Here is a 13,321-nt window from a genome sequence, read left to right as displayed (position 1 = left end):
AACGCGATCGCATTTGAAAATTAGCCACAAAAATCTTGCATCTGTTGTCATCAACCGGCTCTTAATCAATTCCCCGCCTAATAGCGAAAGTCGGATAAATCCGACTGAATACATACATAAATATTTTCTTCAGTCCACTTGAGTGGACTTTCGCTATGAGCCTGGGGTTTGAACCCCAGGCGGGCCGAAAGCGCAACTCCAAGATTTGTCTGGATGAAAAAGATGCGATCGCTTTTCTGAGGAAATGATAAATGCGATCGCACCCGATGCTATTACATCTCAAAACAATAGTTCCCCCTACTACGAAGTCACAATTCAGCCAGAAAAAGCTTATTTGGTGAAAGGCGATATTCAGTATCCCGTACAACCGGGAATGGAAATTACAGCAGATATTATTTCTAGATAAGAAACTGTTCTGACTTTTATTATGAGAAAGGCAAGATTGCTCACTGATTTGTAGTTTCGAGTGATGGGTATCATGTTTTGTTAGATTTGCGATCGCACTTATTTGGCAACAACCTAAACAACGGTAGTTTGATTTTTAATTGCAAATATGAGATTTGAAATTTAACAATTAATTCAATCTATAAGGAAAAAGTTTCTAATAACTTTACAGCCCGATCGTATTCTTCAGGGCTATCATAATGCTCTTCAAAGAAATTACTATCTTTATATCCAAATAAGATGCTATTAGAATCTATTCGCTTGTATAAAAAATGCGAATAGCTGCTTTTTATCTCTTCAAAATAGCCCTGGATATAACCATAAAAGTAGGTGATAAATTTATTGATGTCTTGCCGGGAGAATTCTTCTGGAAACGGTTGATGAATTACCCTTGCGTCATAGCGCTCGTGAGGCTGTAATTGTTTGCCAATTCCGAAATTTACAGAGCCTCTGTGGTCGTAGATATTCAGCAAGTAATCAAATTCATGTCCGGCTTTACTGACTTTTAGGAAAAATGGGAAGGAAAACGATCCTTTCCAATCGTCAAAAAATTTGCCGCTTTTTTCGCATAAATTTTCTAGAGAAACATAGATTTGGGCAAGATTTAAGCTTTCGGCTCTGTCTCTTAAATAAAGATAAAAATCTATATAAAATCCATAATCATCGGCGATGGCAAGGCTATTTTTCCAAAGTTCATAATATTTACTGTCATCGAGTCTTTCAAGTCTGTAATGATTGCCACTGAGATCGATATTGATAACTTTATTTTTTATCGGGTGCATCATGACTTTGAGCGTGATAGTTCACTTGTAAGGATCTGGTGTGAGCGAACGAATAAACCAAATATAGCGGATCTAAATGAATTGCACAACTCTTCTGCCCCAAGATTTTTCGGCCAGATACTTACATAAGTTATCAAACTGCATCCGATGTTAAGTTAAAATGACTTTTTCCTATTTTATTTACTCACAATTCCCGACCACTGCACTTTTTTCAGTTTATTTCTGCGATAGGAAAAGAAATATTCCGGTTGCTGATATGTACAATAAGGTGCGATCGCAATCCGTTCTCCACTTATCCCCATTTGTAGCAATTGCAACTCGTTCACCCGCCGCACATCCAATCGCACTTTTCCCTCTTCCGGATCTGGCAATATCGGTGCATTGGGTATCTCCAGCAAAGCAGACAAAATCGCTTCATTCGTTTCTTTTTGTGGTATAATGCTGACTCCTACTTCAACAGCAACTTCCACGGAAACTTGATACACCTCACCTGCGATCGCCGGCCCCATCGCAATGCGAAGATCTTCGAGTTGGCTACCTTGGGCAACAAGACGTGCGATCGCCTGCGGTACAATCCTCTGTGCAGTACCGCGCCAACCCGCGTGAACCGCCGCCACCTGTCCGGTTCTTTCATCAGCAATCAACACCGGCGTACAATCCGCCGTACAAACCCACACCGCCTGCTGCGCCCGATCGCTCACAATACCATCTGCTGACGGCAGGAGCGTTTCTTCTGCAACCGCAGAATTGACAAACTGTTCAATTTCCGAAGGTGTCAGAACAATATTCCCGTGTACCTGCTTCACCCGATAAACTTGAGCATCTGGCTGTAGCGCCGCCACAAATTCTACCGGATAGCGAGGCGAAAACTGTTGCGTAAAAAAGCCGTGCGGCCAAGATTCCAGCAGGCTACAGGTAAGATAGGGCAAACCTTCCCAAGTGCGCCATTCCCAAGAGTGGATAGCGTCGATCGAATTTTTCAGTTCGGGTTCAGTCGTGTGTGGAGGAATCACGCCGGCTACAAAACTTTGCAAAATAACAATGACTTCTATGCTAACCTAAGCCACGATTGTGCATAAATTTGACCGAAAATAATGGGTTTCAAGCCTCGCCCTAGAAGGGCGACTTTTCCACTTTTTCCAGGTGGGTGTGCTATAATAATGCCGTAGGTTTTTTCCACGTCAAATGATCGTTCTAGAGTTCAAGGCTAAAGGGAAAACAACTCAATACGCTGCTATAGATGATGCGATGAGGACGGCTCAATTTGTCCGCAACAAGTGCATCCGTTTCTGGATGGATAACCGAGGCGTAGGACAGAAAGAGTTATATCGCCACAACACAGCATTGAGAGCAGAGTTTCCCTTTGTCAAAGACTTGAACTCTCACGCCTGCCAAGTTGCTGTGGAAAGGGCTTATAGTGCCATCGCTAGGTTCTATGACAATTGCAAAAAATCTATCTCAGGGAAGAAGGGCTATCCAAAGTTTAAAAACAACTATCGCTCGGTTGAGTACAAAGTCAGCGGGTGGAAACTTTCCGAAACCCGCAAACAGATTACTTTCACCGACAACAAGGGGATAGGTAAGCTCCGACTCAAAGGAACGTGGGATTTAAACTTCTACCAGTTAGACCAGATAAAACGAGTTAGGTTAGTGCGTCGGGCTGATGGCTACTATGTCCAATTCTTAGTCAAAGTTGAGAATAAAGTAGAGTCTCCACCAACGGGCAAAACTATTGGCTTAGATGTGGGACTAAAAGAATTCTACACTGACAGTAACGGTCACACTGAGCCTAACCCCAGGTTTTATCGAACAGGACAGAAGCGTCTTACGTTTAGGCAAAGGCGTGTATCTCGCTCTCGTGAAGGCTCTGCTAACCGGAAGAAAGCCGTTAATCGACTAGGACGAGTACACCTCAAAATAAGTAGGCAACGTGAAGAACACGCTAAGAGAGTAGCGCGTTGCGTAATCCAATCTAACGATTTGGTCGCCTACGAAGATTTGAGGATTAAGAACTTAGTTAAGAATCACTGTCTCGCCAAGTCTATTAATGATGCAGGTTGGTATCAATTCAGGAAGTGGCTAGAGTATTTTGGGGTCAAGTTTGGCAAGGTAACTGTCGCGGTTAATCCTGCCTACACTTCCCAGCAATGCTGTAACTGTGGTGCAACGGTCAAGAAATCTCTCTCCATGAGAACCCATGTTTGTCAGTGTGGTTTTGTCCTAGATAGAGACTGGAACGCTGCCATCAATATCCTGAGATTAGCCTTGAGTACCATAGGGCATATGGGAACTTGGGTCATAGACCCGAACGCTTCGGGAGATTCAACCTCTACTCGGATTGGAGCAATCCTGTCAGAGCAAGTTGGGTCTGTGAACGAAGAATCCCCACGCCTTTAGGCTGGGGAGTGTCAAATCGTGGAATTCGATCGGCAACAGTTTGCAGCAGCACTTGAGTCAGTGCGAAATCACTCTGTCGCACAAGAGCGATCGCTTGTCAACCTTTCACAAAGTCAACACTTAGATATTTCACTTCATCTTTTTGAAACTCTGCCCTCAACTAATGAGAAGGTGTGGGAATTGCTCGATCGAGGCGCTGAAGAAGGCACCGCAGTCATCGCCATTGAGCAAAAAGCCGGACGGGGACAATGGGGAAGGCAGTGGCATTCTTCTGCCGGTGGATTATACTTATCTGTGGCCTTAACTCCCAACGTAGCCGCTCGGCAGGCTGGACAACTGACTATGTGCGGAGCTTGGGGAATCGCGACAATTTTGCGCGAGTACGACCTACCGGTCTCGCTCAAGTGGCCCAACGATCTAATACTTTCAGGGCGCAAATTGGGCGGCATACTTACCGAAACCAGGGTAAACAGAGAGCGCATTAGCAAAGCAGTAGTTGGCGTGGGCATTAACTTGACTAACCAAGTTCCAGAAAACGGCATTAATCTAGTATCTTTTCTCACAAATCATCCCAGCCCAACCCTTTCATTAGAAACATTAGCCGCCATTACTCTAGTAGGGTTGATGTCTGGATACAAGTACTGGCAACAAAAAGGCATAGATTCCGTGTTGCCGTTTTACCAAAATCTACTCACAAGCATCGGGCGATCGATCGAAGTCAACGGACGCTCAGGAGTAGTCGTGGGTGTTTCTGTCGATGGCGACTTGCGAGTTTGCCTCCACCCAACGGGGGTTGCTCCCTCTTCAGAAATTTACCTCCCGCCCGGTACAATCAGTCTGGGCTATGGAGAGATGGGACTGGGAAATGGCTAATGGGTAATTGCAGATGCAACAAATTTCATCTGCAATCTCAAATCTGAAATCTGAAATCCTGACCGAGACCAATCCCTATATTAAAAGTGTTGAACAAAATAACGGTGTGATGGAGATGGTGGAACCAGTTTATCCCGACAAGCAAGTAAACTATTCGTCTACAGAAGATCGGCAAATTGACACAACCGCAGCTCGATCGACCGGGCACGATCCTAACCCCTCCGAAAGAAGCGCAGGCATCAGCTTTTGGCATCGTTTCCTGCTGGTACAGGGAATTGGTTGCGTCAGCGGTTTAGGACTTCTGAGTGGTAGCATGGTTTGGGCAAAAAATCAAACATCATCCGATGCGTTTGTCATCGCCCAAATTCCCGATATTATGCCCAAAGCCGTATCGGCAGACCCCGCACCGGAGCCGCCCAGACCAGCCGCACCAGTAAATAGAAGACGCTCTCGTGCCGGATCGACGCAGCGATCGCGAGTAGGACAAAGGGCCACAACCTCGCAATCGACCGGCGGTAACTCTTACATTGACCCAACCGATTACAGCATCGGTGCCACCAGGAGACGGGAATCAACCGCTCGCGCCTACGAACCACCTACCTCTGTTGTACTGTCGGAACGTTCCACAGGTTGTCAAACAGTTTACCGAAATAGAGGAGTTGCAGGCAGTCGCTGCGGTGGCCCAGCGGCATCGGTTAGAACCAGCGTGAGAAGAACCGCCGTCGCCAGCAATAGCTACAGCACTCTTCGGCGTCAAAGAATACGAGATATTCCCCGTTCCTACCAGACCGATCGCGTGGGTTACGAAACCCAACGCCCATCTCGTTCTTACCGCCAAAGTCGTGTAGCGCGGAGCGAACAAACCCAACGCTCATCTCGTTCTTCCCGCCAAAATCGCGTAGCGCGGAGCGAACAAACCCAACGCTCATCTCGTTCTTACCGCCAAAGTCGCGTAGCGCGGGTCGAACAAACCCAACGCTCATCCCGTTCTTACCGCCAAAGTCGCGTAGCGCAGATCGCGCAAACCGAGCGCTCATCCCGTTCCTACGAAACGAGTCGCGTGACACGTTCTCCTCGCAGCGAGCGATTAGCCCGTTCTTATCGCCAAAGTCGGGTGGCGCGTTCTACTCAAACTAATCCCTCACCCCGTTCCTCTCAACTGCGGGTGGCGCGATCTACTCAAGTCGAACGCTCATCGCGTTCCTACTACTTAAGCCGCCTGCCCCGTCCCATTGAAACCGAGCCACAGCAACGTTCCCAAAGAATTAATCGTTTGCGCTCAACACCCCAAAGGGAGGAACAACCTCGTCAATATAGAATCAGTCGTTTGCGCTCAACACCTCAAAACCAAGAACAACCCCGTCAATATAGAATCAGCCGTTTGCGCTCAACGCCTCAAAACGAAGAACAACCCCGTCAAAACAGAATTAGTCGTTTACCCTCAATAGCTCAAAACGAAGAACAGCCGCGTCAAAACAGAATTAGTCGTTTGCGCTTAACACCACAAAACGAAGAACAACCCCGTTCTTATCGAATCAGCCGTTTGCCCTCAGCACCTCAAAACCAAGAGCAATCGCTGGAAAAGTTCAGCCGTTCTTCCCAAAAAAATCGCCTCTCTTCTTCATCTGGGAAAAAACGTCAGCCTCTTCCCGATCGAACCGCCTCGAAACCCAAGCCTCAAGAGGTAACGCCGCCAACAATTGGACATATCAATATCAGTCCGGCCAAGATCGACTCCGGCAATGTTGGTTTGGGCAGACAAAATAGTTTGAGCAACGCTCCCAACACAACCCCTCACAACCAAATAGATACTGAGATAACAGGTAATGAAACGCTTCCCAATCCAACATTAAGCTACAACTACAAACAGCCCCAAACATCACCAGCCGAATCGGAAAACAGTAAATTACCGATCGCCTTTCCCCTAGCTGTTCCCGCCCAAATTACCTCCCTGTTTGGCTGGCGAATTAATCCCATCAGCGGCGATCGTCGCTTCCACGCTGGGACAGACTTAGGTGCGCCAATGGGAACCCCTGTTTTAGCCGCTCACGCCGGCAGAGTAGCGATCGCAGACTTCTTAGGCGGCTACGGCTTATCCGTTATTCTCCGTCATAAAAACGACTCTCAAGAAACCCGTTACGGTCACCTCTCAGAAATTTTAGTCAACCCAGGAGAGTGGGTTCAACAGGGAAGTGCGATCGGTTTGGTGGGCAGTACAGGCAACTCCACCGGCCCTCATCTTCATTTTGAAGTGCGGGAAAAAACATCCGAAGGGTGGATTGCGATGGACCCACGCGCTCAACTGGAGTATGGTTTGGCTCAATTAGTCAAAGCCTTGAAACCTAACCAACTCACAGAGGAAATCAAGCCTGAACAAACACAAACCCAAGTACCCGAACCCCCACAAGTTTACTCCCAGCCACCTCAAAGTGCTATCCCCAACACTTCACCACAGTTACCGCAGTTGCCTCCTTCTGGGAACGAACTCACCGATTCCCAGTTACCCGAAGTCCCAATACCCAACACGCCGCCATCCCTGATGCCGTTACCGGAACAGCAATCCAGCGAGAATGAGTTACCGGAAAGTGGGATACGCAATGTACCATCACCTGAAGTACCTTTATCCAGCGCTCAACCGATTAATTCTCAGTTACCTCCAATTCCGGTACTTCAAACACCAACAGAGGAAGTTCCCCGATCGATCGCTCAACCGATTAATTCCGAGTTACCTCCAATTCGGGTACTTAACACACCAACAGAGGAAGTTCCCCGATCGATCGCTCAACCGATTAATTCCGAGTTACCTCCAATTCCGGTACTTCAAACACCAACAGAGGAAGTTCCCCGATCGATCGCTCAACCGATTAATTCTCAGTTACCTCCAATTCGGGTACTTAACACACCAACTGAGGAAGTTCTCCGATCGAGCGCTCAGTCGATTAATTCCGAATTACCTCCAATTCGGGTACTTAACACACCAACTGAGGAAGTTCTCCGATCGAGCGCTCAATCGATTAATTCTCAGTTATCTCGCATTCCCGTACTTAAAACACTAACTGAGGAAGTTCCTCTATCGAGCGCTCGGCCTATAAACTTACCGTTACCTCGGATTCCGGTACTTCAAACACTAATTGATGAAGTACCCCGATCTAGCACCAGACCAATTAATTCCGAGTTACTTCCGATTCCCGCAATCAACACACCAACTGCGGAATTTCCCCGATCTAGCACCAGACCAATTAATTCCGAGTTACTTCCGATTCCCGCAATCAACACACTAATTGATGAAGTACCCCTATCTAATACCAGACCAATTAATTCCCAGTTACCTCCGATTCCAGTAATCAACACACCAACGGAGGAAGTACCCCTATCTAATACCAGACCAATTAATTCCCAGTTACCTCCGATTCCGGTAATCAACACACCAACGGAGGAAGTACCCTTATCTAGCGCTAAGCCGATTAATTCCCAGTTACCTGGGATTCCCGTACTTAAAACACCACCCTATGAAGCGCCGCTATCTAGGACTGTGCAAACCAACGATCGGTTAACTTCTGCCCAACAAGTTAACTTCCGACCGCCGGAACTCCCCATTTGGGTAACCCAAGAGTCTGCTTATCGTTTACCTGAAGTTCCCATTCTGCCCCATAAACCATAAGCCAAAAGTCAAAAGTCAAAAGTCAAAAACTCTAGGGAAATGGGACATGGGGCATGGGAAAAGGGAAGAATTTTTGCTTGACTCTTCTTTCTTTTGACTTTTGACTTTTCAAGGCCCCTCAAAGATAACCGTGTTCCGTCAAAAAGGCTGGTGTAATTTCGTCTTGATGTGCAAAAACGCCATTAGAACGGGAAAGCAGCAATTTTTCGATGTATTTGCCCAGAATATCTCCTTCTAAATTCACCCAACTGCCGATTTTGAGATGGGAGAGATTGGTTTGGGCAAAGGTATGAGGAATCACAGCCACTTTAAACCAAGTGCCAGCCGAGTTACAATCTGCCACAGTCAAGCTGATACCGTTGACGGCAATACTGCCTTTCGGGACAATGTAACGGGCGATCGACTCAGGCGCTGTAAAACTCATCTCCCAAGAATTGCCGGCAAGCTCTACAGTTTGCAGGCAACCAATACCATCTACGTGACCTGTAACAAAATGGCCGCCCAGCTTAGTGCCTACCCGTACAGCCGTTTCTAAATTTACCCAGACATCTTCTTCTGTCCTTCCTCCCAATGTCGTCCGCCGCAGTGTTTCCGGCGAAGCATCTGCCACAAACCCTACTGGCAAAATCTCCTCCACGGTCAGGCAAACCCCATCCACAGCTACGCTGTCGCCCATCGCTAGATCCTGCAAAATCGGATCTGCGGCCCTGCCAGAGCAAGATATCCGTAATTTGTCTTCTGCTTGCAGATGAATCGTTCCTAGACTTTGGATTAATCCTGTAAACACCGTTTTTTAGCTCAAAAAATCGCTTTTTGCACAATCTGGTTGATTTTCCCGCTGATGCAACTATTTTCCCAGAGGGAAAGTCTAAGTTTTCGATCGAATTGCGGGATCTCTAGTTAGAATCGGCTTCAAGTCAGGGCATACTGGGATGTAAAGACCCTCTTAGTTAAATAGCATCGGTTGACTTAACCGAGTCTTGACTGTCGGTCGGTTAATCGATTTAGTGTTAAGAAACATAAGTACTTGGTCTCTGTCCACAGCTGCCCAGTACCAGTTTATCCTTTAACTTTAACCACCCTTTGCCCAAGGTATTTTAGAGGCCAAGCCGATGATTGAAATGAAAGTCGCTGGAATTGCACTGGATGCAATCACACGCAGCCCAATAGTGCTTCTGAAAGATTCGACAGACCGACGGGCTCTGCCGATTTATATCGGTCAGGATCAGGCCAAGTCAATTATTGGTGCCCTGGAAAACCAAACCCCTCCTCGGCCCCTCACCCACGACCTTTTTGTCAATCTGTTAGAAGCTTGGGGTATGACCTTGGAGCGGATCATCATTCATTCGCTACAAGACAATACGTTCTATGCCATTATGACTGTACGACAGGGCGAGGTCAAAAAAGAGATTGATGCTCGTCCCAGCGATGCGATCGCGATCGCCCTCCGCACTCGCACTCCCATTTGGGTGATGGAAGAAGTAGTTGCCGATGCTTCTATTCCAGTCGATCGAGAAGCTGATGAGGCCGAAAGGAGAGCTTTCCGGGAATTTGTTGATAAAATTAGGCCGGAGGATTTTATCCAGCGCGGTGGCTTCAGTAATGGCGAAGCCTAGCAATATATGAATTTTGGATTTTGGATTCATCTCGAATCGCGCTTGTGTTTCCAGACTGACCGTGGCAACCTCAAAATCTAAAATCTAAAATCTAAAATCGGCAGATGCGATATCGACGGTTTGGCAAAACTAATTTATACCTCTCGGTGTTTTCCCTGGGTATGATGCGTTGCTTGGACTCAGAAGAGAATACCAGGCAAATTGTGCAGCAGGCTGTGGCATTAGGAATCAATCACTTGGAAACCGCTAGCCGATACGGTAAAAGTGAGGAGTATCTTGGCGCAGGGCTCAGATCTGGGTTGGCGCTGCCGCGCGATCGGCTCTGCATCACCACCAAAGTTCCACCCACACCCGACCCGGACGCCATGAGTCGGTCTATCGAACAGTCTCTCAAAAACCTCAAACTAGACTCCATAGATTGTCTGGCAATTCATGGGTTGAATACGTGGGAACACTTAGAATGGGTACAGAACGGTTGTATCAAAGCTATACAGCAAGCTGTTAGGGACGGTAAGGTGCGATACGTTGGCTTCTCTACCCACGGCTCCTTAGACTTAATTCTGGCAGCTATAAATACAGATTTATTTGAATTTGTCAATCTGCATTATTACTATTTTTGGCAGCGAAATGCCGCAGCAGTCGAACTGGCTCACCAAAAAGATATGGGCGTGTTTATCATATCACCAGCTGATAAGGGAGGACGCCTCTACACACCGCCGCCAACTTTGAAAGATTTATGCCATCCTTTGTCGCCCTTAGAGTTAAACTATCGGTTTTTGTTGAGCGACCCCCGCATTACTACCCTCAGCTTGGGTGCAGCTAATCCAGCAGAACTGAGCGAGCCTCTGAGTGTTGCAGACAGCGATTTCCCTTTAACATCTTTAGAATTGCAGATTTTAGAGCGTTTGCAAACCCATCAAGATGATGTTTTGGAAAAGGACAAATGCAGCCAATGCTATGCCTGCCTTCCATGCCCGGAAAACATCAACATTCCGGAGGTCTTGCGGTTGCGGAATCTTGCTGTTGCCTACGATATGACAGACTTCGGTAAGTACCGCTACGCTATGTTTGAAAATGCCGGACACTGGTTTTGGGGTGTCAAAGGCAACCGCTGTACCTCGTGCGGCGACTGTTTGCCCCGTTGTCCAGAACAGTTAAGTATCCCCGATCTGCTCAAAGAAACTCACCAGCACCTCAATGGCGCTCCTGGTAGGCGTCTTTGGCAATGAGAAGGTGCGGTTATGAAAGTAAAAAGAAAAAAGGTTATTGTTTTTTCGCTTTTACCTTTGGCCTTTTCCCTCTTATCACCTCAACTATTGCTGGCGCAAGGGGTGCCGGTCAGAACTCCTATTAGCCGACAAAGCGGATGCCAAAATGCGATCGCAGAAGATAGCATTTCTCAAATTAATCTGAGCAATCCCAGTTTTTGGTGGGCTTCGGAACGGTTTGGCGGTCAAGTGCTGGACACTTGGTACGCTTGTCGGGATGCGCGTCGCCTCGATCTTGTCGTCGATCGACAAATTTGGACTCTACTCGATTATCTGGAACGCTATGAATTTGTCAATCACTTTGGCCAAGTAGCCAGAGGTTATGGCTACAACCTTCGAGTTGTCAATCAGCAACAAACTGTTTTGGCTACTTATACCTGTGATTTCAGGGTCACTCCAGCAAGCTGCAATCTTCGGATCGACACCCTTGGCAGACAGGGCTTTCGACGCTCTCTAACTGCAAATTGAACAAAAAATTGAACAAATTTTGTAGGTTGGGTGGAGGGAAGCGAAACCCAACTTTACGCAGCCCCTACCCCCTTATCCCGAACGCCTAACCCCTGAAAACGAACTTCCGTCCATAGAGATTGATACTCCTGACGTACCTTTTCGGAAAGGGGCAGCAGGAATTCGCTTTTTTTGATAATTTCGGGAGTTGACAAAACTAGCTGATTTCTATCTGGATTAGAAAATTCGGGTGGATTTTTGCCTGCCAATATCGGTGAAGCTGCTGGGGTAAAGCGAGACAGCAAACGAGCAATCTCTGGCTGCCAACAGAAATCAATCCACTTTTGCGCCAAATCCAAATTAGAACTGTTACCCAAAGGACGCACCCACAGGTCTGTCCAAAGTGCGGTGCCAGATTGGGGCACTACAGCTGCAATGTTGCGGTAACGTTGTATAACTGGCAGAACGTCGCTAGACCAACCAATCGCTAAATCGGTGTCGCCCAAGATCAGGGGTTGCAAGTAGGTATTGGAACTGTAGAATTTGACTTGCTTGTGTAAGGTTAGCAGTTCTTGTTTGAGGTTGGGAATTTTTTCTAACTGTTCGGTGTTGTAAGAGTGACCGAGTTTTTTTAAAGTTAGGCCAATAACTTCTCGCGGTTGGTCGAGTAAGGAAATGCGACCGCCTAACTCCTTTCGCCACAAATCTGCCCAATCTGTAGGTGCTTTCCAGCCCTTTGATGCAAATTTATCGCGACGATAGACTATTACCGTGCTACCCCATCGGTAAGGTGCGCCCCAAATTTTACCTTTCGGGTCTGGTTTGCCTCGATCGTTCCGCCTCACCAGTTCTTGCCACGCTTGGGGTACTTGCTGCCACTGACTTAGCTGTTTTGGGTCTAGTGGTTGGATCAGTTTTTCCGCGATCGCCTGTTCTAACCAGTAGTCGCCCAATGTTACCAAATCTGCAAGCGGAATCGTCTTTTGTTTGCCAAAGGGTAGCGGCAGGTTTGACCACCAGTTACTTGCCTCCGCTTTCTGCTGCCAGTTTTGCAGTTGGGTGAATAAAGATTGCAGCTGGCTTTCGGCTACCAAATCCAAAGAGGCCGATCGTTGGATCTCTTGACTAAATTCATTTAAAAGCTGGATTGGGATAGAATTTTTCAGCAGTCTGACTTTCAGAACAGCTTTTTGCTGACTGCCACACCCTGACAGCAGCCCAGAAACAGCCAGGGTACTGCTGCCGACTATGAAGAACCTTCTTTTCATCTAAATGTCAGGATTTCGGACTGATATTTCAAATCAAAGCGATCGCTACCAGATCGATGATACTTGCTATCTGCCTCTTTGACCCTTTCTCTCCGATCCCCGAATTCTTTCCCATGAGGGCAGCACTTTCCCTAATGAGGAAAAAAATTTCGATGATTCTTCCACACTTTTCGTGTGGAAAAGGGGTTTTTTTGGGCATTGGGCATTGGGCATCCGGAATGGAAATGCTTAGGCAGCAAGAATTAGGATAACCAATTAGCTTTCCTTATCACACTATGTACGGAAGAGCCTAGTGTTTTTTCCTCGTGGCGGCGCAGTCCGGAAACTTTTCTCTCTTGTACATTTTTCTTTCATGAAAAACTGTCAGTGACTGTTATATTTTGAGGAAAAATTGATTTGCTTTTATAAATTACCAGATTTTGCCCGGTCTGCTATCTATTCCAGCGCGATCGCAACTGTGCAATCGGTAGAGACAGAATTTAGGTATTTGTGCTTTATTTAGCTTGGCGAACCTATTTAAATAGATTTAACATAGGGTTAAGCTCAAAAATGTAACTTTGCGAGC

At 46.9% G+C, this 13,321-nt stretch carries 11 protein-coding genes; 7 read left to right on the top strand and 4 right to left on the bottom strand.

Translation table 11 applies throughout. From position 1 onward, the window contains the following. Positions 1–244: 244 nt before the first annotated feature. Positions 245–406, top strand: a complete 162-nt coding sequence (locus ACE1CD_RS29290; RefSeq protein ID WP_374799921.1) for a hypothetical protein — start codon at positions 245–247, stop codon at positions 404–406. 178 nt (positions 407–584) lie between these two features. On the opposite strand, the gene ACE1CD_RS29285 is transcribed toward ACE1CD_RS29290, so the two are convergent. After that, entirely contained in the window at positions 585–1,226 is a 642-nt protein-coding gene (locus ACE1CD_RS29285) for a hypothetical protein (protein WP_374827031.1), read from the bottom strand. Between the two features lie 176 nt (positions 1,227–1,402). Continuing rightward, positions 1,403–2,188 carry a peptidoglycan editing factor PgeF gene (gene pgeF, locus ACE1CD_RS29280; RefSeq protein ID WP_374800412.1) on the bottom strand — a complete coding sequence of 262 codons (786 nt, stop codon included), beginning with the start codon at positions 2,186–2,188 and terminating at the stop codon, positions 1,403–1,405. A 223-nt stretch (positions 2,189–2,411) separates the two neighbouring features. Between pgeF and ACE1CD_RS29275 the strand changes: the two genes are divergently transcribed. From ACE1CD_RS29275 to ACE1CD_RS29265, 3 genes are read left to right on the top strand one after another with little or no spacing between them, the layout of a single operon-like run. Further along, a complete protein-coding gene (locus ACE1CD_RS29275; protein ID WP_374799917.1) occupies positions 2,412–3,623 on the top strand; it encodes an RNA-guided endonuclease InsQ/TnpB family protein in 1,212 nt (403 codons plus the stop codon). Between the two features lie 18 nt (positions 3,624–3,641). Further along, a complete protein-coding gene (locus ACE1CD_RS29270) occupies positions 3,642–4,496 on the top strand; it encodes a biotin--[acetyl-CoA-carboxylase] ligase (protein WP_374827030.1) in 855 nt (284 codons plus the stop codon). Between the two features lie 13 nt (positions 4,497–4,509). Then, positions 4,510–8,157, top strand: a complete 3,648-nt coding sequence (locus tag ACE1CD_RS29265; RefSeq protein ID WP_374827029.1) for a peptidoglycan DD-metalloendopeptidase family protein — start codon at positions 4,510–4,512, stop codon at positions 8,155–8,157. A gap of 118 nt (positions 8,158–8,275) precedes the next feature. Here ACE1CD_RS29265 and ribE read toward each other — a convergent pair whose 3' ends face one another. Further along, the gene (gene ribE / locus ACE1CD_RS29260; RefSeq protein ID WP_374827028.1) at positions 8,276–8,944 is read right to left on the bottom strand and encodes a riboflavin synthase; all 669 of its coding nucleotides are present in this window, start codon (positions 8,942–8,944) and stop codon (positions 8,276–8,278) included. Positions 8,945–9,269: 325 nt separating this feature from the next. Here ribE and ACE1CD_RS29255 point away from each other — a divergent pair, with 325 nt between their 5' ends. From ACE1CD_RS29255 to ACE1CD_RS29245, 3 genes are all read left to right on the top strand, one after another. Continuing rightward, on the top strand, positions 9,270–9,773 hold the full coding sequence (locus tag ACE1CD_RS29255; RefSeq protein WP_374799909.1) for a bifunctional nuclease family protein: 504 nt from the start codon (positions 9,270–9,272) through the stop codon (positions 9,771–9,773). Positions 9,774–9,877: 104 nt separating this feature from the next. Continuing rightward, positions 9,878–11,002: an aldo/keto reductase gene (locus tag ACE1CD_RS29250; protein WP_374799907.1), complete on the top strand. Its 1,125-nt coding sequence runs from the start codon at positions 9,878–9,880 to the stop codon at positions 11,000–11,002. Positions 11,003–11,014: 12 nt separating this feature from the next. Continuing rightward, complete coding sequence (locus tag ACE1CD_RS29245) at positions 11,015–11,509, top strand: hypothetical protein (RefSeq protein WP_374799905.1); 495 nt, start codon at positions 11,015–11,017, stop codon at positions 11,507–11,509. 53 nt (positions 11,510–11,562) lie between these two features. Here the strand turns inward: ACE1CD_RS29245 and ACE1CD_RS29240 are convergent, their stop codons facing one another. After that, on the bottom strand, positions 11,563–12,756 hold the full coding sequence (locus tag ACE1CD_RS29240) for an extracellular solute-binding protein (protein WP_374827027.1): 1,194 nt from the start codon (positions 12,754–12,756) through the stop codon (positions 11,563–11,565). Positions 12,757–13,321: the final 565 nt, after the last annotated feature.

It is taken from the genome of Aerosakkonema sp. BLCC-F183 (assembly GCF_041929145.1).
In the GTDB taxonomy this organism is placed as follows: domain Bacteria; phylum Cyanobacteriota; class Cyanobacteriia; order Cyanobacteriales; family Aerosakkonemataceae; genus Aerosakkonema.
The sequence above is the reverse complement of the archived record's forward strand: the minus strand, read 5'-3'. Positions and strand labels throughout refer to the sequence as shown.